Source organism: Novipirellula rosea (assembly GCF_039541335.1).
GTDB classification, from domain to species: domain Bacteria; phylum Planctomycetota; class Planctomycetia; order Pirellulales; family Pirellulaceae; genus Novipirellula; species Novipirellula rosea.
Map to the genome: position 1 here is coordinate 106,951 of NZ_BAABGA010000048.1, position 25,679 is coordinate 132,629.

At 53.8% G+C, this 25,679-nt stretch carries 12 protein-coding genes; 1 reads left to right on the plus strand and 11 read right to left on the minus strand.

Translation table 11 applies throughout. The features are described from left to right. Nucleotide 1: 1 nt before the first annotated feature. The 8 genes from ABD971_RS19380 to ABD971_RS19415 form a co-directional block, all read right to left on the minus strand. Entirely contained in the window at nt 2–4,639 is a 4,638-nt protein-coding gene (locus ABD971_RS19380) for a PAS domain S-box protein (RefSeq protein WP_345324742.1), read from the minus strand. A gap of 524 nt (nt 4,640–5,163) precedes the next feature. Next, nucleotides 5,164–8,454, minus strand: a complete 3,291-nt coding sequence (locus ABD971_RS19385; RefSeq protein ID WP_345324744.1) for a PAS domain S-box protein — start codon at nt 8,452–8,454, stop codon at nt 5,164–5,166. 589 nt (nt 8,455–9,043) lie between these two features. Further along, entirely contained in the window at nt 9,044–10,462 is a 1,419-nt protein-coding gene (locus ABD971_RS19390) for a sulfatase family protein (protein ID WP_345324746.1), read from the minus strand. Between the two features lie 179 nt (nt 10,463–10,641). Further along, complete coding sequence (gene pap / locus ABD971_RS19395; protein WP_339938178.1) at nt 10,642–12,129, minus strand: polyphosphate:AMP phosphotransferase; 1,488 nt, start codon at nt 12,127–12,129, stop codon at nt 10,642–10,644. Nucleotides 12,130–12,619: 490 nt separating this feature from the next. Continuing rightward, the gene (locus tag ABD971_RS19400; protein WP_345324749.1) at nt 12,620–15,112 is read right to left on the minus strand and encodes a family 78 glycoside hydrolase catalytic domain; all 2,493 of its coding nucleotides are present in this window, start codon (nt 15,110–15,112) and stop codon (nt 12,620–12,622) included. A gap of 306 nt (nt 15,113–15,418) precedes the next feature. Next, nucleotides 15,419–15,901: a DUF1569 domain-containing protein gene (locus tag ABD971_RS19405; protein ID WP_345324751.1), complete on the minus strand. Its 483-nt coding sequence runs from the start codon at nt 15,899–15,901 to the stop codon at nt 15,419–15,421. Nucleotides 15,902–16,061: 160 nt separating this feature from the next. Further along, nucleotides 16,062–16,580 carry a TspO/MBR family protein gene (locus ABD971_RS19410; protein ID WP_345324753.1) on the minus strand — a complete coding sequence of 173 codons (519 nt, stop codon included), beginning with the start codon at nt 16,578–16,580 and terminating at the stop codon, nt 16,062–16,064. Nucleotides 16,581–16,913: 333 nt separating this feature from the next. Beyond that, nucleotides 16,914–17,660, minus strand: a complete 747-nt coding sequence (locus ABD971_RS19415) for a DUF72 domain-containing protein (protein WP_345324755.1) — start codon at nt 17,658–17,660, stop codon at nt 16,914–16,916. 442 nt (nt 17,661–18,102) lie between these two features. Between ABD971_RS19415 and ABD971_RS19420 the strand changes: the two genes are divergently transcribed. Further along, nucleotides 18,103–19,425, plus strand: coding sequence for a serine hydrolase domain-containing protein (locus ABD971_RS19420; protein WP_345324757.1), 1,323 nt, complete (start codon nt 18,103–18,105; stop codon nt 19,423–19,425). 435 nt (nt 19,426–19,860) lie between these two features. Here ABD971_RS19420 and ABD971_RS19425 read toward each other — a convergent pair whose 3' ends face one another. The 3 genes from ABD971_RS19425 to ABD971_RS19435 form a co-directional block, all read right to left on the minus strand. Continuing rightward, the gene (locus tag ABD971_RS19425) at nt 19,861–21,366 is read right to left on the minus strand and encodes a sulfatase family protein (RefSeq protein ID WP_345324759.1); all 1,506 of its coding nucleotides are present in this window, start codon (nt 21,364–21,366) and stop codon (nt 19,861–19,863) included. Between the two features lie 360 nt (nt 21,367–21,726). Beyond that, complete coding sequence (locus tag ABD971_RS19430) at nt 21,727–23,151, minus strand: DUF1501 domain-containing protein (protein ID WP_345324761.1); 1,425 nt, start codon at nt 23,149–23,151, stop codon at nt 21,727–21,729. Nucleotides 23,152–23,157: 6 nt separating this feature from the next. After that, complete coding sequence (locus tag ABD971_RS19435) at nt 23,158–25,518, minus strand: DUF1553 domain-containing protein (RefSeq protein ID WP_345324763.1); 2,361 nt, start codon at nt 25,516–25,518, stop codon at nt 23,158–23,160. Nucleotides 25,519–25,679 lie beyond the last annotated feature (161 nt).

A 25,679-nucleotide genomic window follows, 5' to 3' on the forward strand; every position in this document is an offset into this window, starting at 1 on the left:
TCTATTTCCCAGAGGGTTGCCAATGACTCTTTGTTGAATCTGGGACCATTCCTCCAGCGCCATTTTGCAAATGTTGCTCGATTTTCTCTAGCATTCCTGTCTTGTCGATCGGCTTGCTCAGATAGTCGTTACATCCGGCCTCGATACACCGGTTCATATCACCTTGCATGGCATCGGCGGTCAGCGCGATGATCGGGCCATGGTAACCGAGTTGACGCAATCGCTGTGCGGTTTGATAGCCATCAAGCCGTGGCATCTGCATGTCTAACAAAATCAGATGATACACCTGTCCCTCGTTGATCGAACGTTTGACCATGTCGATCGCCAACTGGCCGTCTTCGGCTTCACTGACATTTGCGCCCGCTTGAGTCAAAAACGTCTTGCTCAAAAAACGAATGTCGCGGCGGTCATCGACGATCAGAATCTCGGCATTGACCGTTACCGATTTTTGCGAATTTCGCAAAGCGAGATCGGTTGCGTTGGGTGAGACGACGCCGGAATCAGCGACTTCCGCCACCGCGACAATGACGGTGAATTTGCTACCGCGTCCCAAAGCACTTTCGACCGTGATCTCGCCGCCGAGCATTTGTGCCAAGCGTTGACTGATCGCGAGTCCTAATCCGGTGCCACCAAACTCGCGATTGACGTTTCCATCCCCTTGAGAAAACGGCTGAAATAGATTTGCAAGTTGCTTGTCACTAATGCCGACGCCCGTATCGATAATATCAAAACGAAGTTGCCTGGATGCAAATGACACCTGCAACGTGACGGCACCTTCAGGAGTAAATTTGATCGCGTTCCCGACAAGATTGATCAGAATCTGTTTCAAACGCTTCCCATCGGACAGAACCCAGGCTGGCAACGGTGTCTGGTATTCGACGGAGAGCTGGATGCCTCGCTCGCTGGCACGGACGTCCATGATGACGCGAACATCTTCGATCAGCCGAGCGAGTGAAAACGTCTCTTGAGCGATGTCCAACTTCCCTGCTTCGATCTTGGACAAATCCAAGATGTCATTGATGATGTCCAATAAGAAATCACCATTGCGGCGGATGGTGCGAACCCACATCAACGCCTCATCATCGTGAACCTTTTCAGCGATCAAGTCGGTGTAGCCTAAGATGGCAGTCATGGGAGTGCGAATTTCATGACTCATGTTGGCCAGGAAGGCACTTTTCGACTCGTTTGCCGCTTCGGCTTGTTCACGCGCTTCGCGCAGCGACGCTTCGAATTCACGCTGCTGCGTTATGTCAATCAACGTTCCGATCAACTGTGTCGCTCGGGTTTTCTCGCCTTCGCCGGTGTAAATCGGCCGCGCATGGATTCGCACCCACCGAACTTCACCATCGCTTCTTAGCACGCGGTGCTCGACCGTGTCACTGACGCCTTCGGGCAGCCTTAGCAGCCGTTTGAAAAAACGGAAACAAATCTCGCGGTCGTCGGGATGAACCCAGTCCGGGATTTTGTGATCCAGAACGTATTGCTCCGCATCGTCCGGCAAACCGATCAGTCGTTTAAACTCATCGGAATACCCAACCGTCCCGGCGACCAAGTCAGCGTGCAGCATCCCGAAACCAGCGGCTTCAGCAGCGTTTCGCAAACGCTCTTCACTGATCGAGATCTTCCTGACGGCCTCGTGACGATCGTGCGTGTCAATCACACTACCGACATAGCCAGCGAAGTTCCCATCTTTGTCAAAGCGCGGTTTTCCAGCATCAATGACCCAGCGATAGGAACCATCCTTTTGTCGTAGCCGAAAATCGATCTCGTATTCAGCACGCTGGTCCGCTGCGTTTAAAAATTGTTTCTTCGCCGCTTCCTGGTCATCGGGATGAACGGCGGTGGTCCACCCCAATCCGTGCCCCTCTTCTTCCGATTGGCCGGTGAAGTCATACCAACTCTGCGACAGAAAGGTGCAGTAATGATTTTCATCGGTCACCCAGATCATCGCGGGCGCCGCATTGGTCATCTCTCGGAATCGCACCTCGCTCTCGCGAAGCTCCGCTTCGACCATTTTCGGATGGCTAATGTCGCGAACTTCGATCACGGTTGAAACCGGCACCCCGTGGCGGAAAATCGGGCTAGCGGCGCACATCACGGGAAACGACGTGCCGTCTTTGCGAAAGAACAAATCTTCGTGCGCACGCACGCTGAAATCCTCTGGCAATGCACGATCGATCGGGCATTCCGCCATCGGATAGGGGCGTCCGTCGGGATAATGGTGATGAATCAGATCGTGTAGCGGTTTCGACCGAATCTCGTCTTCATCGAAACCAGTCATCTCCAGGCAGGCTTGGTTACAATAAGTCAAGTAACCTTTTTCATCCATCATGATCAACGCATTGGTCGAGTTCTCGGCGATCGTGCGGACCAGTTCTTCGCTGCGACGCAAATTGGTTTCCGCCATGATCCGATCATGGATATCAATGTTCATTCCAACCCAGCGGCGGATCGATCCATCGCGATTGCGGATAGGGGCTGCTCGCACCTGAGTCCAGCGGTAAACGCCACTGTGATGTCGCAAACGAAACTCGTGGTCAAGCGATTTGCCATTGTCAACGCAAACCTTCCACGCCTGCCCGATGCCTTCGCGATCGTCGGGGTGAACGACGTTGACCCAACCGTTTCCAACCCACTGCTCGTAAGATTGACCGGTAAATGCACGCCAACTCGGCGAATCTTCCACGACTCGGCCTTCCGCATCCGTCGTCCAAACGATCTGCGCTGCAACATCGACCAGAGTCTTGAACAACTCTTGGCTGTCGCTCAGTTCGGTCACATCACTAAAGGTAACAACGATGCCATCGTGCTCTCCGTCGCTGCCGCGGTACGCGGTCACCCGGCGAATGTAAGTACGACCGGCAATCTGTCCGATCATATCCTCGAGTTCATCGTCGTCCGACAGCGTTCGTGGATCAGGAAGCGGCGGCATCCCCTCGACCTCGGATGCAAATTTCGTCAGCTTGCGACCGACATCACTTTCACGCAGATCATAAATCTTTTTCACCGCGGGCGTGAAACTACGAATGCACAACTGGTTATCTAAAAAGATCGTCGCAATCCTAGTACTGCGAAGCAAATTTTGGATATCGTTGTTGCTGCGGACGAGATTTTCGTTACTGGTTTGCAATTCCTCTTTGGATGCTTCGAGCTCTTCGTTGGCCGATTGCATCTCTTCGTTCATCGAGAGCAATTCTTCGTTGGACGACTTCAGCTCTTCGTTCGATGCTTCGAGTTCTTGAACCGTGCGTTCAAGTGCGTCGCGAGTGCGCAGAAGCTCGAGTTCTAATTGCTCGATGACTTGCCCCGCCGTCGAGTCGACGAGTCCTCCGCCGCCACCTGTTTTGACCGAATCATCGTTGATAGTGGCATGCAGAGGGGAACCGATACGATGGAAAACGACGAGGTGCAGATTTTGATCCGATCCCATTTCCGGCACCGGCTGAACCGTGATATGAACTCGCTGGATGCCACCTTCAACCGGAATCGACATGCCCTCGGATAATGCCCGACGTCGATGCTCTTTCGATTCGCTAAACGCAGCACGTAGACCGGTTCGCAAATTCTCGTGCGCCATCGTGATGATGTTGTTCTTAAAATTGCCTCCCGTTATTTTCAGGAACGGAGCCGGATCCGATGACAATGAATGGATCTGACCTTCGTCATCGCAAACGATCCATTGCGGAGCGAACTCACTTAAGATGATCTGCTGTGAATACCGAAACAGGTCGAGTTCGCTGTTGCCCGCATCCGCATGGGTGCCAAAACGATTCAGGTTCATCACGAGTGGCTCGAGGGTTTTAGGGCGATCGAGGGTGGTGACACGTCGCTGATAAAGTCGATGTTTGGTGTGTAACGTTCGAAACAGCTCTCGGTTAACCGAGAGGGTTTCGGCAGGCCCGAGAAAAAGATAACCACCGGGTTGTAGCGAGTAGTGAAAAAGCGGAATGAGCTTCTTTTGCAGATGGGCCCCGAGATAAATCAGCAGATTGCGACACGAGATCAGATCGACCTTCGTAAACGGTGGATCACTGATCAAGTTGTGTGCGGAAAACAAGATCATGTCGCGAATTTTCTTGGTCACAAAATAGCGGTTCCCGCGTTTGCTGAAAAACCTTTGCAACCGCTGTTCGGTAATTTCATCCTGAATCCCAATCGGATAACTCCCCGACCTCGCAACCGACAACGCACGTTCATCGAGATCGGTAGCAAAGATCTGTACGCTGATTTCCTTGTCGCATTGCTCGAGGATTTCGGCTATCAGTATCGCAATCGAATAGGCTTCCTGGCCCGTCGCACAGCCAGGGATCCAGATCCGAAGCGGGACTTCGCCCTGATGCCGATGTACCAGCGGCTTCAAGACGTCGCGTGCCAGAGACTCGAACGCGTTTGCGTCTCGAAAAAACGCCGTGACACTGATCAACAAGTCACGGAATAGCCGAAAGACCTCCTCGCGTGACGATTGCAACAGTTCGATATAGTCATCAACCGAAGACAGCTTCAGTACGAGGATCCGCCGACGAATTCGCCGCGTCAGCGTGGTTGTCTTGTAATGCCTAAAGTCATTTTGAGTATGCTTTTCAATGACGGCGGTAATCTTGGGGATGGCGATAATAATCTTACGGTTTAAATCGCTCATCTCGTTCGTGTCGTCAGTTTTTTGTAGTTGGGGTGCGGAAAGATAAACCTCTGCCGTAACCAAGTCCAGACGCCAAACATGCCGAACGTCGAATGGATGGATCGCGGTTGTATTGCTTGCAAAAAAGGGCTAGCACGTTCGTTGGCGAATTCGACGCATTAAGCAATCGTCATGCCACCGGACTCGCTCCATCGCGTGAATCGATGAGGTGTCATCCAGGCAACCCGTTCATCAGCATTTCCCCGCGTCAATTCAGCAACGAAATCCAACCGTGATCGGTTCACAACCAGTTCACTGACTGCAATCGATCACATTGGTCGACGAACATCCAATCGATTTCATGGGGGGGGGAGGCAACCGCCTTCGCAGAGTCCCACTGCGGCACAGAAGACGGATGAATCCGTTAGCCGTTTTGCCTACGCGGTGAAGGATTTTTTCGCATAGGGATTGTGCTAATTTAGCGCAGCAGAAGTCGTCAAGACTTTCATTGGCCGCATTGTCACCGTCCTGAGAACACGCGTGTTCTAGTTGGGGCTGACGGCGCGTTGTTTTGCACGCACGGCAATAAATTCGTCAAAGACTTGTCGCAGCACCGCAACGCTTGCGGGCTTAACTAGATGCTGGTCGAATCCGGCCTCGCGGGCTTGCTGAATATCTTCGGGTTGCCCATTGCCGGTCATGGCGATGATTTTCAAGTCGTCGAGTTCAGGAAGCGACCTCAGTGCTTGTGCGACTTCGTAACCCGATTTGTCAGGCATACAGATGTCGGAAAAAACAATGTCCGGCTTTTGCTCGCGAACCAGCTCGATCCCATCGTTCGCGCTATACGCGACATGCACCGTATGCCCCAGCGCCTCAATCAGCTTGACCAACAAGGTCGCCACCGCGGGAAGGTCGTCGATTACCACAACCTTCAGCGACTCCGGCGACACCGAAGGCTCCACAACGTCTGATTTTGTTTCATCGACCTGGGCCAGCGGTAGCCGAACCACGAATCGGCTGCCGGGCTGCTCTCGCGTTTGATCCAGCTCGACGGTGCCTTGGTGCATTTCAACCAGTTGTTTGACGAGCGTCAGCCCAATCCCAAGACCTCCCTGACTACGAGTCACCGAGCTTTCGACTTGCGTGAACATTTCAAAAATCCCTTTGGCATCCTGCGATGAAATTCCGATCCCGTTGTCTTCGATCGAGATTGCCACTACGTCGTCGACGGCATCGCAGCACAGCTGGATCGTGCCCCCAGGCGGAGTGTACTTGCACGCGTTGTTCAAAATGTTTGTGAAAACCTGGGCAAGACGAACGCGATCGCCAACCACGCAAAGCGAATGAGCCGCGTCGATGTGGGACTGCAACGTGTGTTGCTGGTTCATGCATGACGGGCGAACCGAAGTCAAAGCGGTCTCTAGAACCTCGCCGAGCGAAACCGGTTCACGTTGTAGTTTGATCTTTCCACGGGTGATCCGCGAAATATCCATCAGGTCGTCGATCAGCCGAATAAGCTGGGAAACTTGGCCCTGAAGAATCTCACCGATTTCTGCAATCTGTTTGGGGTCATCACTACAGAACTTCAACAACTCGGCCGCATTTCCAATCGGAGCCAGTGGATTTCTCAGTTCGTGCGCAAGGACTGCGAGGAATTCATTCTTGCGAGCATCCATTTCGCTCAACTGGTCGGCTCTTTGTCGCAACTCACGCTCGAGTTCTTTTTTGGCAGTGATGTCCACCATGACTCCGCGGAGATGGTTGGGTCTGCCCGCATCGTCCGAAACAACGTATACGATATCTCGCAACCAAACCGAACGTCCATCGCGTGTTACTGCCCGATACTCGAAATCGTGATCGCGACATTCATTACACGCATTGCGACACAATGCAACCGACGCATCGCGGTCTTCGGGGTGAATGATGCTAGGCCAAAACGAAGTGTTCGAGAGCCATTGATCGATCGGATAGCCTAGAATCTGTTGTGCGCGTTCGCTGACGAATGTGAACTCCCATGTGTTTGCGTCCGCTTCCCAGACAATCGCGTCCAAGCCATCGACTAAGTTCCGGTACTTCTCTCTGGCAATTTCCGCATCTTTGCGGGCTTGAACCTCGCGTTTAATCAGGGCTTCACGCTCCTCTTCGGCGAGCACCGATTCGGTAACGTCACGAGAGATCGACAGCAGCTGCTCTGGACTTCCGTCTGCTCCTGCAATCGGCGTGACGATCACGTCCCACCACTTTCGAAGCTTCGATTGGTAAGTCGAACAAACACCGCGAAATCGTCCCGCCCGCCCTGCGCGTGCGGCAGCAACCGCATCGGCCGCAGATTGTCGGTCGGCCCCCTGCCAAAAATCGATCCACTGCTTTCCGACCAGCTTTTGGATGTCATCGATCTCTAACAATTTCATCCCGCCGATGTTCATCGAAAGCAGATGCCCCTCCAGGTCGAGAATCTTGATACAATCTTGGCTGCTGGCAAGGATCTGTTTGGCTTGCTCCTCACTGCGGTACCGAGCGGCTTCGAGTTCTTTTAGCTCGGTCACGTCGCTAAAGGTGGTGATGGCCCTAGCCTGATTTCCGTCGCCCAAAACCACTCGCTTGGAACTGACCAACAATCGGCGGATCGATCCCTGTTCCGTTTCGAAAAGAACTTCTTCGTTGGAAGTGGATTCACCATGAAGGATCGTTCGTGCCAACGGCCATTCCTGTGGCTCGTACCGGCGACCGTCTGGATGATATCCGATGAAGTCCGTTAGCGAATTCGGATCGACGCTGTCGGGTATCTTTCCGCCCACAATTTCAAGGGCCCGCTCGTTTACAGACAGCACGCGCCCGCTAGGAGTTTCCGCAACAACGACGCCTGCGGGGAGTTGATCCAGCAACGCTTTCATCAACGAACTCTCTTCTTGCAGCTGTTGAACAAGTTTTTCACGCTCCTGATCTGCGTGAATCTGTTCGCTGATATCGTCGAAGATCAATAAACTACGCCCGGATTCGCCGCCATATTCCTGTAGCGGCGCGGCAGCAATTTTCACATGCACATTCGACTGGTCGCGATGGCGATGGTAGGCGGATATCCCCTGGAACGTCTTACCTTCGGCCAATTGCTCTCGCACAAAACGACATTCGTCGTCTTTGTTTAGCGGAACGATTGGCAACGGTTTGCCCAACACTTCGCATGCCTTGTAGCCAAACATTTTTTCGGCTGCGTTGTTCCACAGGTAGACCGTTGCGTGTTCGTCGATGACGCTGATCGCCAGCGGCGACTGCTCGATAATGACTCTCAACAAATGGTGCTGCTCTCGCTCGCGATTAGCAAGCGTCACCAGCTCGATCTCGGATTCAACCGACGCTGCCAAATCATGCAGTATCTCAAGCTCGGTCTCGGTCCAATCGCGTGGCACGGCATCAAAGACGCAAAACGAACCGAGCACCTCTCCGGAGCGTGCACGTATCGGCACCCCTGCGTACGCGCGGACGCCAAGCTCCTCTACCGCCGGATTGTCCTTGACTCGATCATCGGTATGCGAGTCACAAACAATCAATGGAGTATCACAGACGACCGTCTGCCGACAAAAGGAATAGCTGAGCGGCGACTCGCGTCGTGTCGCCCATGGCTCGGGCAGCCCTACACAGCTTTTGAAGAATTGGCGGTGCTCGTCAACAAGCGTCACGACCGCTGCCGGGCATTTCAGCAGTGTGGACGCCAGCCGCGTCAGTCGATCAAATGAAATGTCCGGTGCACTGTCAAGCAGTTTCGTGGCTCGCAAGCTGGCCAGTCGACGCGGATCAGTTACCGGATCAGAATGAATCTGTCGTAGTTGGTCCATGGCCCTGAAATTTTCCCAAATGAGTGCACTTGATGATCGATTACGGTATCAACGAAAGCGAATCCAGAGAAGCACTTGTTGTTTACCCACTCTCGTTAAATCGGACGAACATCGCAGCTCGCTCTTTTTACTAGGTAAAGCCAATCTGCCTAAACGCCCTCTTTGATTGCATCCCATTTGAAATGGACACTCAACGAACATTCACCACGGGTCCATTAAGTATAAGTAATGGGACAGGCCTAGGAGGTTTGGAAAACCGTACCCTCGTGCCAATTTGACGATGTTTCCCCCCCAGAGCCGACTCGATCCAACCCTTATCGACGAAGCCATTCAGGATCGGTCACGGCACGCACGGGGTTTACAACGGCAGTCGGTGGCAATGTGCGAACGTTCTACAACCAAACGATCGAGCCACCGCAAGGCTACCTCGCTCAGGACGCGTCGGTCTGCAAAAATAAAAGCGGGACCCCCGCCAGACAATGGACAAATGTTGGCCGGGGGTCGAGCCGAGTCGCGTGGTCAAGGAAATCATCGCATAGGGCGTCATTCGATTGTAACGTTACATGATTGAACGTTACATGATTGAACGTTACTGGGCGGCGGCTTTGAGCTCGGCAAATCGTGCTCGCATCTCGCTCAACTGCGCCGCATGTTCTGGATTGGCGGCGAGATCGTTCTCTTCGATCGGATCGTTTTTCAGATTGAACAGTTGCTCACGGTCGAATTCGGGCCAATAAAAGTACTTCCAATCCTTGCGTACCAATGCTTCCGAGGCAGGAATGAAGTCGGTGCTCCTCAGCATCGGATGCTCGTAGAAGAACTCGTCACGCCACTGGGGCTTCGTTTTGGAAAGATACAGCGGCGTGATGTCCGTTCCCTGCATCGTTTCCGGTGCCTTGATCCCGGCAGCAGCAAGGATGGTCGGAGCAAGATCCACATTGAGGGTGAATTCGTCATTGGTTTGTCCAACAGCTTCCTGTGGCATACGCGGATCACGGATGATCAATGGAACGCGAATACTTTCCTGGTGTGGGTACCATTTGTCCGCCAACCCGTGTTCGGCGTGGTAATAGCCGTTGTCGGTCGTGAAGATCACCAACGTGTTCTCAGCGGCTCCCTGTTTCTTCAGTTCCGCCAAGATTCGGCCGCACGTCGTATCGACCTCGGTGGCCAATCGATAGTAGTTCTTCATCATCGTTTGATACTTTTCCGGAGTATCGAAACGCCAATGCCATCGGTTGCGTCCCTCGTTCTTTTCATTGCCCACGAAATCCGGTAACCGTTCAAACGACTGTTGGGTCGCATTGACTGGCACCGGAATCTTGATGTCCTGATACAACTGCATGCTTTCGGGTTGTGGCAGGAACTGCTGAGGATGAGAATCCTCGGCATGCGTGGCGAAAAACGCAACGGTCAGACAAAAGGGTTTGTCGGTAGGCCGACTCTTCAAGAAATCCATCGCGTCGTTTTCATTCTTTTGCGTCACATGGATCTTTGAACCGTCGGGCTTGGTGATCCAGTGGGTCCCATAGTAGGAACGACTAAAGTCAAAGTGTTCGGCCGGAAGTCTCCCGTTGTGCCATTTACCAACGTGCCCAACGTAGTAGCCACTGTCACGCAGCAAGCCCGGATACGTTTCGGACCAATCGGTCTTCCATGGTTTAAACGACTGGTTGCCATGTCGCGACATCCACTGTCCCGTGAACAACGACGCACGGCTGATGCCACAAATCGAGGTGGTGACGCAGTTCTGAGTGAATCGCATCCCCTGGCTCGCGAGCTGATCAAGATTCGGCGTTTTCACAACCGGATTGCCAGCGACTCCTAACGTGTCATGCCGCCAATCATCGGCATAAAGAATTAGGACATTCATTGGAGCGGTACCGGAGCGGCCCTCATTCGCTTGTTCGCTCGCCTGTTCGTTCGCCCCATCCACTCGGTTGATGTCGGTCATTTGGAATGCGGCGAGGAACAGGCACACGATCAGGGCAAAGGTTTTCTCAGTCATTTGAAATACATGCGATAGAAGGAAAGTTCGAACTTAAATTTGACGAAGTCGGCTGTGATCGGGGGTTTGAGGGCTACGGAAGATGCACTTGCACTGCGTGCGGTGGGCGAGCTGCGATGGACCATAATCTAAGTTGCAGGATCCGGGTCTGTCGATCAATCCTTGTGCAGTCGATCGAGCTAGGTTCGAGTACGATCACTCAGTGTCTTCTGCAAGCGTTCGCAGGCGGTTTCTAGCACATGAATTCGCGCGGTGTATTTGTCGTTTGCCGGGACGATGGTCCAGGGGGCGTACGATGTGTTAGTGTGTTGGATCATGTCATTGACGGCTGATTCATACACGTCCCATTTTTCCCGATTGCGCCAATCCTCTTCCGTTAACTTCCACGCCTTGTGGGGTGTCGTTTTGCGTTCTTCGAATCGGCGCATCTGTTCCTGCTGGTCGATGTGCAACCAAAATTTGCAGATCATGATGCCGCTTTCGACCAACTCTTGCTCAAACTCGTTGATTTCGTTATAGGCTCTCTGCCACTCATCGGTTCGAGCAAACCCCTCGATACGCTCAACCAGCACTCGTCCATACCACGAACGGTCAAAAAACGTGATATTACCGGCGCTGGGTAAGTGACGCCAAAATCGCCACAGGTAGTGCTGCGAGTGCTCCTCTTCGGTTGGCGCTGCAATCGGAATCACTCGATAAGTCCTCGGATCAAGTGCTCGCAAGATCCGTCGTATCGCGCCTCCTTTGCCGGCGGCGTCCCAGCCTTCGAAGACCAGGATACTGGAAACCTTTTGTTGTTTGGCTTGTCGACATAGTCGATTGAGGTCACCCTGTGCCTGCTCTCGCCTCTGCCGGTATTCCTTCTTATTGAGGGACTGCTTTAAATCGACACCAGATAACCAATTGACAGGACTGGGACTGTAGTCCGTCGACACGGGGGGCGGCGAAACGTCATTCAAACGTTTCTTAATCGCGTCCAAAATATGTTGCCCGATCGCGATCGATCGGTATCGTTGATCGGCACCGTCGATGACCCGCCATGGTGCGAGCGGAGTATCGGTTGCGTCAATGATTTGATCACCTGCGACGACGAATCGGTTGTACATCGCCCAATGTGCCCAATCCGTGTGCGTCACACGCCAAGCGGTTAGAGGATTCGCTTCCAATCTTTCGAGCTGCTTTTTTTGCCGCCGTTTGTCCAGATGCATCCAAAATTTGAGGATCAACGCGCCGTCGGTTGCCAGCGTGCGTTCAAACCGACGAATTCGTTCGACATGCCTCGGGAACTCGGATTCAGAAACGGTTTGCGCGACCGATCCCAACAACACTTGTGAATACCAAGCACTCAAGAACAACCCGATCTGACCGCGAGGCGGTAGGTCGTGCCAGTAGCGGCGAAAGACCGGCCGCTCAACCTCCGCATCGGAACCGGACGACCTAGCGTAAGCTCGATTGATCAGCCATCGGGGATCCATCCATTCGTTCAGCGAGTTGACCATTTCGCTCTTGCCCGCTCCGTCCACGCCGGCAAACAGAACGATGACAGGGAAATCTGCTTTACGAAGAGAGTTCTGCACCTCTAACAATTCCGCGCGCAGAGCCGGTAGCCGATCCTCGAACTCGCGTTTCTTGAGTTTCTCGGAATGCACAAAGTTTACCAGTCTCACAAGTCCTACCTTTTTTCTTCCAGGCGAGCGATTTCACCTAAGTATAGCGTTGTGATCCGGCAATCGAGTAGCGATGCACTTCTCGCCCCCACTGCGAAACACGAGCGACCGAATTCCCGTTTTTTTGTCTGCGCCAGAATTCCGCGGTGGGGTATCCTCTGGCTAGCGCTCTTCCGGCACTGCTGCGTGATCCCTCGCGAGTGATCCCCCCAACATAAGTACTCGCAGTTCCAAGCGTCTCATCCAGCAGCAAAGTGCATGGACCGAGACCGCTGCACGCCAACAATGAAGAGCCAAAGAAATTCAGGGGCGCGGATTCAAAATGCTGCTCAAACTTATAATGCTGCTCGATCCGATGGCACTTCGATGCAGTTGGTCGATCGCAGGCGTTTGAATATTTGTGCCGCCGTACAGCGAAAAAGCGAAGGGGCGACGTCACCCGCTTGACCAGGTCAGGCGTTGGCGGCATGAACCCGGGGGAAGGAAAAATTCACCGGACTTCAATCTGGATCGCGCCGCGGACTTCCTTTTCCAAGAGCCAACGTTCGCCGACTTGTTTCGCCGCGACTTGTTCATCGTCAACGTAAACCCCAGTGGTGCCGTTGGCCGCGGGTAGATCGACCTTGGCCGTCATCCCCTCAGGCAGACTGAGCGACATCGTGAACGTTTCCTCGTTTTGCCAATCGAGTTGAATCGGTCCTCGCGACGTGGGGACCTTGCCGCCAGCGTGTTTGAGATCGGCTGGGTGAGGGCGAATGATTGCGGTCGTCCAGCCTGAGGCTGCGGGCTGCACTCCCAACACGTATCGCGGCAACAGATTCGCCGGAGCCGCGCCCCAGGCGTGGTTCCAATCCTGGTTGGGTTTGTATTTCAGGTCCCAGGCTTCCCACGAGATCGTCGTTCCGCTGTTGACCATATGCTTCCAACTGCGATCTCCATCGGCGGTCATCAACGCAATCGCCTTTTCATCGCTACCACTACTGAACAGTGCGTCCATGAAATACTGTGCCGCGTAGGGGCTGCACTGCATGTCTTGTTTTTCGAGCCACGCGATAACCCCCGCAAGTTTGTCCTCGGGCACCAAACCAAACGCTAACGGAAAGAAGTTGGCGTGGATGCTGCTGTGATCCGTGCCGACACCATCGCGATAGATTCCCGCAGCTTCGTCAAATAACGTTTTTTGGAACGATGCTCGGGCCAGCTCGACTCGATCTTCAAAAGCCTTCGCATCATCGTGCTTTCCAATGGCACGCGCCATTTCGGCCATCTGCTGCATCGCTTCGATGTGAAATGCATTAACAACGGTGTTAATTTCCGTGAACACATAGCCATCGCGTTCCTTTTGCGGCCAATCGACGATGTCATGCCGTTTTTGATCCATTTCTTCACTGCGAACCAAACCGTCGTCACCACTTCGATGCATCAACGTTTTCGCCTTCAGCGATTCGTAGCGATGTTTCAACCACTCATCATCGCCCGAATACATCCACTCGGCGTGAGCCATGAACACCATATGTGGCGCCCACTCACTTGGCCAAGTTCCATTTTCAATCAACCAATCAAACGATCTCGCCGCCATCTCGACGTCGTCGTCGGTGGTGTAATGACTCAATTGATTCAGATACGCGTCGGCTTCGTACGGAATCCGCTCGCGGTCACCATCCACGTAGACACCGGCGAACGTCGTCGCCTTGATGCTGTATTTGCACAGTTCCCAGATCTTGTTAAGCATTTCGTCAGAACACTCAAACGAGCTTGCGTCGTCATTCCAGCCAGAAGCGAACGCGGCGCGGCGGACGATGTATTCCGGCTTGAACTCGCCAGCCCAATTTTCGATTTCGACCCAGCGAAATGGCATCACGGGCAACCAAGACTTGGGTGTCAATACCGCAGGCGGATGAGCCCCAGTCGCACCGGCTTGTTCCGTGTTTCGCACGTCGACCGGGGTCGGCACGATCCACGTTCCGATCTCGCCGCTGCCGTTGCGAAATCGGCTCACTCCGTAGCGAACCGTCCCAGGTGGTTCGCGATCGATCCGGCCATCCTTCAACTTCTCGCCAAAGTGAACTTTGCCCTCACCACGTCCCTCTTGAGGAACCCGCATGGCAATGTTTCCGAATGCGACTTTGCCAAAATCAACGAGTGTAATTGTGTCGCTAATTTTCTTGACCGATACAGGTGCCTGATCGGTCAGCGAAACCGAGTCCTCCGCAGGAATCTCTGGCAACTCTTTGATGAACAGATTTCGGAAGCGGTAGGTTTGCCCATCTTCGCCGTGATGCTGGATGCCGATGTACCCCGACGCATCGGTTGCATCGCGGAACGTGACCGTCGGCACACCGTTCAGTTCAATCGTGATACGGTCTTCAATGCAGGTGATCACAAACCGGTTCCAGCCGTCGCGATTTAGCGCACCTGCGATCGTTGGATCAGCAAAAGCCGCCTTTGATTCCTCTTCGTGCTCGAGGAATTGATCCCGTGATCGCCCCTTCGTGCTCGGCCAAATCCAACCGCGACGCGACTCGTCATACAACCCGCCAGACCACCGCCGATCCGAACCATCACACTCGGCTTGATAGCCATACACTTTCTTTTTCGCGTCCTTGTCGACGTGACAACGAAACATCACTCCCGAGTTGGCGTCGCCTTCGGGCAGGTGGATTTCAACGCTGACGCGAAAGTCCGAGTACTTCTTTTCGGTGACCAAGAAGAATTTTTCATCGGCCATCAGATGGATTTCACCATCAACGACTTTAGCTTCACCGTGCGGATACGGATTCCACCATCCAGAAAGGTCTTTTCCGTTGAACAGCGGCGTGTACCCGCGGCTAAGCATCGCTTCAAAACCGGCGGAACCGTCTTGTTCAATCGCTGGTTTGGAGATTGAAACCGAAGCTGATTCCTCTGCACCGCAATTCGCAATAAACAAAAACAGCATCAACATAAACGCTGCGTTCAAACCGGGAAACAATGGGGGCGTCATGATGCAGACCTAGCTGTGAGTATTTTGAAGATACAATTTAACTAATAAGCGTGAATGGACATTTTAATCGCCCGGCTTGATATTTCCCAATGCCGCAGTTCGCTCAGCCCGCTGCTGACTATAGGCTGAAAAGAGGATGGCCTCCTGTTCGAGACCAAGTTTACAAGTACCGCGCGTTCACGCGACAGCACGGAAGAGTCACCCGTGCAAGCCCAGTAGCTTGTACGGCCCAGTAGCTTGTACGGCCCAGCGACGGAAGTCCGTAGGTGGATCTCCGCCACCCCCAAATCAAGGCCAAATGAAGCACTAGGTGTGGGTATTCTTCTTCGAATTGGGAATCAGGAAGCCAAGGTGATGGGCTGCGTGCAGCCACATAAATTGTCGCCAGTCATCCGCTTTTAGATTGTCAAGAAAGGGGTAATCGTCAAACGAGCCATCGTACTGCTCGGCTTGGCCGATGACTTCGATACATTGATCGATGATCGCGTCGTCGTCCGCACCGAGTTGCGTTTTGGGTTTCAAACGTTTGATCGTGGGTCCACTGGACATCTTTCGCGTTCTCAGAATTCGCCTGAAAATCCATTTGATAACCGTCGCTCGCAAGATCCACGGCAGACGAAAACCAAATCCTTCTATCCCACCCCTCATCGTGCAAGTCAGATGTTCACAGATTTGGGTCAAGTTCCAATTCTTGGTCCTTGAGTACCCTTGGCGTCGCAGTCGCTCGATCTCCGCTGCGACTTCATCGCCGGTGTGAAAGTCCAACTCGCGTTTCGGTAACGATGTCATAGGGTCCCCAACACGATGCTGCAGAAATGATCTGACGAGCTATCGATGATGATAACGATCCCCCCAAACCGTCAACACGAAGTGATCTGGCACCGCTTGACTTTTCGATTGGGCGCTAATCCTCGGTTAATTCGAGAATCATTGGCAACCAACGCCACGGTCAATTTAGCCGCCAGATCGCGAAGTTCAGCACACTGGCGAAACTAACCCACAGCAAGTACGGGACCATCAACCCGCCTGCAAGCTTCGACCGCCGAAAGAACGCGATGGTTGTTGCCGCGATAGCCAGCCACAGAATCACGATCTCTACGAACGCCCAGCCTGGTTGGTGAAAGCGAAAGAAGACCCACGACCATGCTATGTTCAGTGCAAGCTGCACAGCGAACAAAGTCAGTGGAGTCTTGGCAGCCTTCAGTCCCGCGGGCTTCCATACCAACCACGCAGCGACCGCCATCATCACGTACAGTGTCGTCCAGACGGGACCGAAGACGTATGCCGAAGGATTCCACGACGGCTTTTCAATGGTCTTGTACCATCCATCGATTTCAGAAGTCGTCGCAATCGCTCCAACCCCGGCCGCCCCCAGGCAGACGGCGATAAAGGCAATCAGCATGATCCAGACCGCCCACTTACTTGGAGACGAGTCTCGTCGTTGAGGAATCGACGCATCATCCGTCATTGCAAAACCTCCTGCCTTTCTCGGTGAAAATGGTGCACTGAGGTTCCCAAAGCGAAATCGTCCGCCCATCCGCCTCGTCCTAAACCGCCAGCTTCATCATTAGTCAGCAGGTCGATTGTATCGCAGTGTCCAGTATCGTTGCGAACGCCGATCCCTCGCTGGATTGCAAACGGAGTGATTCGCAGCACTGTGATTGTTCTAAGCTAAAGCAAATCGTCGATCTTTCATCGGATGCGAACCGATCACCACAAAGCGGATGTAACTGTCCTGCTGCTCTTATTCGCATTTGTTCGCGTGATTCGCGGGCCAATTGGCTCCAACTTCGGCGGGAACTCAAACGTCGGCGCCGAGTTCCGAGACGAGCTGTTTTAGCTGCAACGCGTTGAAGGTTGCGTGACCCTCCGCCGTGTTGTCGAAGATGCACCAGACTTCGTCCGCCGAACAATCGTGAATTCGGTTTTGCAGGTCTTTGAGGTACTCGTCCGAATAATTCGAATAGTAAATCTTGGGGTGACCGTGAAGCCGGTAGTAGACGATGCGAGTGTCACCCGCCGGTTCAAGCGCCGACAACCCACAGGGGTGAGGATCGACCGCCACGCGACTGATGTGATACTCACTAAGCAACTCGTTTGGTTTCGGCGTGAACCAGCTCGGATGTCGTGGTTCCAGTGCAACGGGACCTTGGCAAGACTCACGAACGACTGAAAGGAATTGACTTGCGACTTGTTGATCAAAGGCCAGCGACGGAGGCAATTGAAACAAGACGACTCGCAATTTTTCACCAAGCTGACTGACTTCGCTCCAAAACGACTCCCACAAATCGCGGATGTCTTTCAAACGCCGATGATGCGTGATCTGGCGTGGTGCTTTGACGCTAAAACGAAACGTCTCACCCGTATTTTCACTCCATTTCGCCCATGTCTGAGGACGATGCGAGCGATAGAACGACGAGTTCACTTCGACGGCATTCAAAACGTTGCTGTAACGCTGCAAATGTGTCCCGGTTCCGGGAAAGTGGAGTTTGTGCTCGGCTCGCAAGCTCCATCCTGCAGTGCCTAAACGTACTTTCGAAGCGACCATTTCGTCTAACACCCGAACGTCCACGGAAGATTGTATGCATCGTAGGAACGCGTGCACATTTTGGGCCGCTTAGACACTGTTCGGAAATAACTTCGTCAATCGCGTTTTGTTACAAATCACGCCAGTGAACTGATTCCTCGGTAGTGGACGAGGCTACGAGTCCCGTCGTGCCACTGAGTTATTTCCGAACGTTTGCTTAGCGAATCGACTCCTCGGGTAAGCCGGACTTGATGCCTTCGTCGATCGGCATGATGTCGGGTTTTCCTCTCCGATGAACAGCGTTAGCATCGTGTCGTCGATGGTCGGGTAATTGCGATTCGAATCGAACAGCAATGTAGCCGATTAAAAATCCACCGCGGCAGCGCAATTATCGCTGCCATGCGGTGAACCCAATGCCTGCCTTTCCGAATCCACCCGTCTTTCTAGATTTGACCGCACCTTGATGAAGCACCTTACGATTCCGGCCTTCGTGGCGAGCGTGTTACTTTACCTTCCCTGCACTAATGCGGCGGAACCGCTGTCGCGTCCGAACGACACCATTCCGGTCTCGCCCGATCCATCGTCGGACCCCACCATCGCGAAGGAAATCGCGTCGGTTCTAGATCCGCTTGTGGAACAGTTTGCAAATAACCGCGATGCCGTCGGGACGGCCGTTGCCGTTTCACGAAACGGCAAACTGATCTACGCCCGAGCGATTGGATATCGCGATTTATCCACAGCAGATCTGGCGGAGCCAACAACGCTGTTCAGTATCGCCAGCGTGTCCAAACCCATTACTGCAATTGCGGTCGTGAAGCTTGTCCAGGACCGGAAGCTTGGGCTCGATGATCGTTTCATTGACGTTTTAGAGCTAGATCCGTCTGCGAACGGAAACGAAGAGTTTGATGCTCGAATTCGAGCGGTGACCATCCGGCATCTTCTGAACCATACGGGCGGATGGGATCGAAACGCTTCCTATGATCCACTTGGAACAAGCAACCGAGTGCGTGTTTGTGAGCATCTAAACATCGCCCACGAACAGTTGCACCCGAATCACATTGTTCAATACATGCTCACAAAGCCGCTGGACTTTGACGCTGGCACAAAGCATGCCTACTCAAACTTTGGCTACTGCATCTTGGGCCGAGTGATCGAGAAAGTGACAGGCAAAACCTACGAAGATTACGTGACAAACGAGGTATTGAGGCCACTGGGTATTCAACAAATGAGACTTCGCGCGGACGAACCGTATGACAACGAGGCAACGGCATACACCCATACAAAGGAGAATGGAGAGCCGATCCGCGGTAGCTTTGTTGAGTGTGATCATCGATCATGGCCAAACAAGGTTGTCGAGTCGCACGGCGGCTGGCTCGCTTCTGCAGTTGACCTTTCTCGGTTGCTAGCCGCATTCGACTCGCCGACACGCATGCGAATCTTATCCCCCAATGCGATCAAGGCGATGTTTTCACCACCCACAGGCTTACCGCTTGTTCGAGACGATGGATCACCGAAACCGAATTTCTACGGATTTGGATGGGATATCTGGCCCGCACAAAACGGCTTTACCGCGGCGCATGGTGGTGGCGCGTGCGGCATGTCCGCGTACATTTCGCGTAGCTCCAGCGGATTCAATTGGGTCGTGCTGACAAGCACAGATGCTGGATTTCCCACGAACACGACATCGACTGCATTGATTCGCGACGGTGACCAGGCGCTCGCAAAAGTGCGTATTAATTCACGTTTTGATTTGTTTCGCATCCGCTACAAGGCCGACACCCAATAGATCTAAGCACTTAGGCAGGAATCATTGAGTGAAATCCCGTTAGCCGTTTGGGCGAGCCCTGTGAAGCCTTTACTCGTAGCGACCTTCGCCAGAAGGTGTTGATTCGCATTTGCGCGGCAACCACCCACGCGCTGGCGAGCCTAGCTACAAGACGCAATTGCCGTAATTTGCCGCCTCTAAATGCTTCACAGCGTCGCGTTTCAACACAGAGACACGGAGAGTTGTTAGACCGGAATACTCTTGATCCACCCCTGTTTTCCCATCTTTTAACCTCCCATCTTTTAACCCCGCACATCCCTGGCCATCGTCTGCCGCTGCGATCCAGCTAATTGTTTCGCAGTGCGACTGGCATTTCACCCAAGAGCCCTGTAGACAACTCAGTGATGCAATTGTCGGTGTCGCAACACCGACGCTCTTACAAGCAACACCCCGAGTTTAGCGAATCGACTCTTCGGGCAACCCCGACTGGATGCCTTCGTCAATCGGCATGCTGTCGGGCTTGCCATCGCCGCTGGCGGCGATCAAACGATCCAGCTCTGCACGAAGCCTTTTGACCGTCCCCGCATATTCTGCGACGTTGATCAGATTCGTGTCTTCTTCGGGGTCGACCGATAAATCGTACAGTTCCGCCATGTGACGATCAGGCGATCCGTCACCATGCGGGTAGCGAATGTATTTCCAGCGGTCGGTTCGCAGCGCCCGAACATTCGGTGTGTAAGGAAACTGGCTTTCATAGTTGTATTCATAATACAAACTGGTTCGCCAATCCGACGTGTCGCCTTGTGCCAAACGTTTCCAGCTTGCCCCGTGCACCTTTTCCAGCGGCTCGGCGTGGCAGATATCCAAAATCGTGGGTGCAAAATCAATCGTCGCGGTTAACTGCGGAATCACGCGAGACTGTTGGGTTAGCCCCGGATAACGGACCACCAGCGGAATCCGAATCGAAGGTTCATGCCCGGTCCGTTTGTCGACCATCCCATGTTCGCCCTCCAACAACCCGTTGTCCGAGGTAAAGATCACCAGCGTGTTATCGAGCTCGCCACGCTCTTCGAGAAACTGATACAAACGCCCGACGCTGTCGTCGACCGACAACAGCGTTCCCCAATAAGCACGGACCATGCGAGCAAAGTCCTTTACTGCCTCGGGACTTTTGTCGGGAAACTGTTTTCGCCAATCGAACAGCGGTCCATAGATTCCATGCCAAGTATCAAGTCGCTTTTGAAACCACGCTGGCTTGTCACTCAAATTGAATGCACTTTTGGGATACTGCACATCCACATCGTCAAACGTCTTTTGATACTTCTCTTCAGGAAAGTAGAAGCTGTGCGGTGCCTTGTGGCCCACCATCATCAACCAAGGTTTGTCCGAGTCGCGGTCCCCGATCCAGTCCATTGCCATATCGGTCACCACCTTGGTGTAGTAGCCCTTGACGACGCGGCGGTCGTTGCCGTTGAAATTGAACTCGGTGTCAAAGTAACTACCTTGACCTTTATGCGTCACGAAATGATCAAACCCGGGCCGCGGCATGTCATTCCCTTCGCCCATATGCCATTTACCGACGTAGGCAGTCTCGTAGCCTGTGTCCTGCAAACGCAGCGGAAAGCTGGTCATGTCCGCCGGGTATTCGGTGAAGTTGTTCGTAACACCATGGGTGTGAGCGTAAAGCCCACTCAGGATCGAAGCACGACTGGGCGAACAGAGGCTGGTGGTGCAAAAGTGGTTTTTGAACAGCAATCCTTCGTCGGCCAAGCGATCGATATTTGGCGTCTTTAAATGAGGGTGCCCCATACAGCTGAGCGCGTCGTAGCGTTGATCATCGGTCAAGATGAACAGCACGTTGGGACGTTTGGGTTCCGCCGCGTCTTTTGCATCGCTGCGGACGGCGGTCAGTAGAGTCAGTGCAATAACGGGAACGGCGACGAGAATACGAAGCAAGGTCACGATAAGCTTTCGCTGAAAAGGGGAATCAGGGGAGTGTTTTGGGGAGGTGTCTATTGTAGTCGCACAAGGTGGATGCATCATCCGGGCGAAATTACCCGGACCAAAACTTGAGTTCGCGAGGCAATGGAATAGTTGCTTGAGCGTCGTGTTGTCTTCGATGTGCCGGGATGTTTCGGGGTGGGATCTTTAGCAAGATCCACTACGGAGAGGCGACATAAATGCTGTTTTGCACCGTAATTTTCCGCACAGGGATCTTTAGCAAGATCCACTACGGGAGGGGGGAGGGCGAATTTGACGCGGATATGGCGGCGAAGCGAAAACCGATTTTGGGGTCTGCTGCTTGTCTTTTCGTCCTGCGTTTTAGGCGATAATGTCCTTCACCACTTTTCCGTGCACGTCGGTCAAACGGTAGTCACGCCCGCTGTAGCGGTACGTCAACCGCTCGTGGTCCAGCCCCATCAAGTGCAAGACCGTCGCATGCAAGTCGTGGACGTGCACACGATCTTCGACGGCGGTCAGCCCAAATTCATCAGTCGATCCGTAACTGATTCCACCTTTCACGCCGCCGCCTGCCATCCAAGTGGTGAATCCGTAGTGATCATGGTCGCGGCCCTTTTGGCCTTCGGAGGTCGGGGCGCGGCCAAATTCGCCTCCCCAAATCAGCAAGGTCTCTTCAAACAGCCCACGCTGTTTCAAATCCTTGATCAGCGCTGCGATCCCTTGATCACATGCCACCGCCAATTTTCGATGGCCGTCGACGATGTTGTTGTGCCCGGTATCCCAAGCAATATCGTAACCATCGATCGAATGAGAGAGCTGAACGGTACGGACGCCACGTTCGATCAACCGCCGCGCCAACAGGCAACCTTTTGCATATTCGCTGTCGCCGTACATTTCCAGCGTTTGTTTCGATTCCTGGCTTGTATCAAACGCATCCGGAACGGCGAACTGCATGCGAAACGCCATCTCCATCGTCTGGATACTCGCTTCGAGTTGCTGGTCTTGTCGTTGACGCTCCAGATCGATCTGGTTTAGCCGTGTCAGCAAATCGGCCTGCTGACGCTGGCCCGCCTTGGGCAACCAACCGTTTTTCAGGTCGTCCAAAATGTGATCGGGCTGCATTTCGTGAATGTTGACATAGGTACCGGTGTAGGCGCCTGGCAAAAACGCATTGCCCCAATTCGCCAGCTTGTTGCGTGGTTGAGCCCGTGGACTCATCGCGACAAATCCCGGCAAGTCTTGGTTCTCGGTTCCCAATCCATAGACCAACCATGACCCCATGCTGGGACGACTCGGTTGCAGATGACCGGCGTTCATCATCATCATCGCGCCGGCATGCTCGGGAATGTCGGTGTGCATCGAATGGATGAAACAAATATCGTCAACACACTGGGCAACGTGCGGAAAAATCTCGCTGACATGCTTGCCGCATTGACCGTACTGTTTGAACGAGTACGGCGACGGCATCAGCCCCATCTTGGTATTCCGCAGCGATTTACGATCGACCATTGCCGGCCGCTGGCCCGCGAACTTCGCTAGCTGTGGTTTGTAGTCAAACGTGTCCACCTGAGACGGACCGCCGGGCATGAACAATTGAATCACATGCTTGGCCTTAGGGGCAAAGTGCGGCAATTTCGGTGATAGCGGCGAAGCGGATACGGCCGATCCCGCTGCTGCTTCCGCCTGCGCAACCACGCTCGCCAACGCCATCGAGCCAAACCCCGCGCCCATTTTGCGAAGCGCGCCGCGGCGGCTCAGCACGGGCATCGGATCATAGTGAAACATCTTCAATTACCTCACAAACATAAATTCATTGGAACTCAGCAGGACTTGAGCGTAGCGATCCCATCGCGAAAGCGGATTCGCATCCTCGGGACTGGAAAGAAACTGAAGCCCGAGTTGCAATTCCATCGGCTCGGGACTGCGGCAGTACAACAAATCATAAGCGTGCTCGATCCGTGCCACGTCGGATTCATTTTCAGTCGCCAGCAACGACACCAGCGACTTCGCTCGCTCGACCATGAAGCGACTATTCATCAAAAACAGATACTGTTGTGGCACAATGCTGCTGGGTCGCTGGGCCACCGTCGCCCGCATCAGCGGAAAATCAAATCGACGCAGGAAACGATCCGACTCAAAGACATCACCGTTGCGGCTGACTTTGGCGTACAGTGTTCGGCGTTTATTCTGAGTGACATCCGCGATCGAGGGACCGCCCAGCGACGTATCGAGTTCACCGGTCACCGCCAATAGCGAATCACGCCACGCTTCGACATCCATTCGCCTAGGACTCATTCGCCACAACAGCCGGTTGTCGCCGTCGGCCTTAAATGCTTGCTCGTCAAACGTGCTGCTAAGCTGGTAGCTGGCCGAAGTCATGATTTGGCGATGCAGCGATTTGAGTGACCAACCGCCCGAGATAAACTCGCTAGCCATGCAATCGAGTAACTCAGGATGCGTCGGAGGTTCACCGAGCGTGCCAAAGTTACTGGGTGTGCGAACCAGCCCAGCGCCGAAGTGATGCATCCACACGCGATTGACAAAAACGCGAACCGTCAGAGGGTTTTCGGGATCAACGATCGCAGCGGCAAGCTCCGCACGTCCGCTGCCGTTTGTGAATCGATCCGATTCTTCGCCCGACAACAGCCGCAAAAAACGACGCGGTGCGACGTCACCGGTGCGGCGAAGATTGCCTCGCAATGCGACTTTCATATCGCCGTCACCCGTGTCGTGTAACGTATGCGCGATTTCGTAGCCGGGGGGAGCGTTCTGTTTTAATTCCGCTAATTTCGCCTGCCATTCGTCCAACTGCGATTGTTCCTCGGCGGTTGCATCACGTTTATCATCTTTGATTTTTTTATTGAGCTGATTGAGCTGTTTTTGCAGTTCGTTGACTTTGCGTTGGTGATCGTCAAAACGCTTGACCACATCGTCCGCCGCGAGCGGCATGTCCCGCACCGCCGTGTTATTGAAAACCCCGGCGAGCGAATAGTAATCCTGTTGAGGGATCGGATCAAATTTGTGGTCATGACAACGGGCACACGCTCCGGTGATCCCCAGCAATCCTCGCGTGAGCGTATCGATGCGGTCGTCCAGCGTTTCGCCTTTGGCCTGAGCAACGCTGTCGGGATCGCCACCGTCGGATCGATAGGTTGGCCCGAGTGCGAAGAACCCCGTCGCGATTGCTTCGGAATACTCGCCGTTTTGATCGCCGGCGATTTGCAAACGAATGAATTCATTGATTGGCATATCTTGATTGAGGGCATCGACAACCCAATCGCGATAACGCCATGCAGCGTCGAGCGGTTTGTTATCCAGAAAACCACCCTGTCCGTCACTGTAACGAGCGACGTCCAACCAATGACGGCTCCAACGTTGGCCGTACATCGGCGAAGCGAGCAGTTCATCGACCAGCGACTCGACCGCATTTTGCCGATTCACCGTCGCCGACTCAACAAACGTCTGCACTTGTGCCGGCGTGGGCGGTACGCCAATCAGATCGATGTAAATGCGACGGACTAGAATTTCGGGTTCCGCGGTCGCCACTGCTTCAAGTCCTGCTGCGATCCGACGTGCGACAATAAAATTGTCAATCGGATTGACCACGAAGTTTGGGTCCACCATAGGGATTTCCGGCCGCTGCACGGGCTGCCACGCCCAATGGCTCTGTCGAGCGGACGCCCAATCAAACGAGGACCAATCGGTACCGGTTGCGATCGGGACTCCCGGCGATGAAGTGACCTGAGGCCAAGGAGCTCCCATTTCAACCCATTTTGTCAACGCATCAATTTGCCGCTGATCCAATTTACGATCCGGCGGCATCTCGCTCGCTTCGTAGTTAACCGATTGGATCAGCAAACTTTCCGACGGCTTGCCCGGCACCACTGCGGCACCTGATTCGCCGCCTCGCAAAACACCTTCTCGTGAATCGACGTACAACCCGGCCTCGGGCTCAGGTGCATCGGTGCTGTGACAATCGAAACAGTGCTGGACCAATAGCGGTCTGATCTGCGTTTCGAAAAACTCGATCTGTTCGGGTGCAAACGATGGAGGACCGTCGACAATCTCGGCCGCATCGAGCGAGACAACAAGCGACAGCCCGCTGAACAGCAAGCCATGCAATAGCGCAAGAATCGACGGTAAAAAACGCATCAGGCAGGTTCAAAGGTGGGAAAGGGAGAGCGAGCGAGGGTGGGACCGAGGCGGCGAAGCGACCCGGCGTGCTTTTTTGCTTGCAGAGGGTCGTTGTCCGCCAAAGGCCTGTCCCTCATCATAACCGAGCGACACGAGGCCGGCGTGGATTTTCGCAGCAT

Excerpts from the sequence above, each read along its gene's own strand:
- ABD971_RS19380 (WP_345324742.1), bottom strand. The coding sequence starts at position 4,639 with ATGAGCGATTTAAACCGTAAGATTATTATCGCCATCCCCAAGATTACC.
- ABD971_RS19385 (WP_345324744.1), bottom strand. The coding sequence starts at position 8,454 with ATGGACCAACTACGACAGATTCATTCTGATCCGGTAACTGATCCGCGT.
- ABD971_RS19390 (WP_345324746.1), bottom strand. The coding sequence starts at position 10,462 with ATGACTGAGAAAACCTTTGCCCTGATCGTGTGCCTGTTCCTCGCCGCA.
- ABD971_RS19400 (WP_345324749.1), bottom strand. The coding sequence starts at position 15,112 with ATGACGCCCCCATTGTTTCCCGGTTTGAACGCAGCGTTTATGTTGATG.
- ABD971_RS19405 (WP_345324751.1), bottom strand. The coding sequence starts at position 15,901 with ATGACATCGTTACCGAAACGCGAGTTGGACTTTCACACCGGCGATGAA.
- ABD971_RS19410 (WP_345324753.1), bottom strand. The coding sequence starts at position 16,580 with ATGACGGATGATGCGTCGATTCCTCAACGACGAGACTCGTCTCCAAGT.
- ABD971_RS19415 (WP_345324755.1), bottom strand. The coding sequence starts at position 17,660 with ATGGTCGCTTCGAAAGTACGTTTAGGCACTGCAGGATGGAGCTTGCGA.
- ABD971_RS19420 (WP_345324757.1), top strand. The coding sequence starts at position 18,103 with ATGAAGCACCTTACGATTCCGGCCTTCGTGGCGAGCGTGTTACTTTAC.
- ABD971_RS19430 (WP_345324761.1), bottom strand. The coding sequence starts at position 23,151 with ATGTTTCACTATGATCCGATGCCCGTGCTGAGCCGCCGCGGCGCGCTT.
- ABD971_RS19435 (WP_345324763.1), bottom strand. The coding sequence starts at position 25,518 with ATGCGTTTTTTACCGTCGATTCTTGCGCTATTGCATGGCTTGCTGTTC.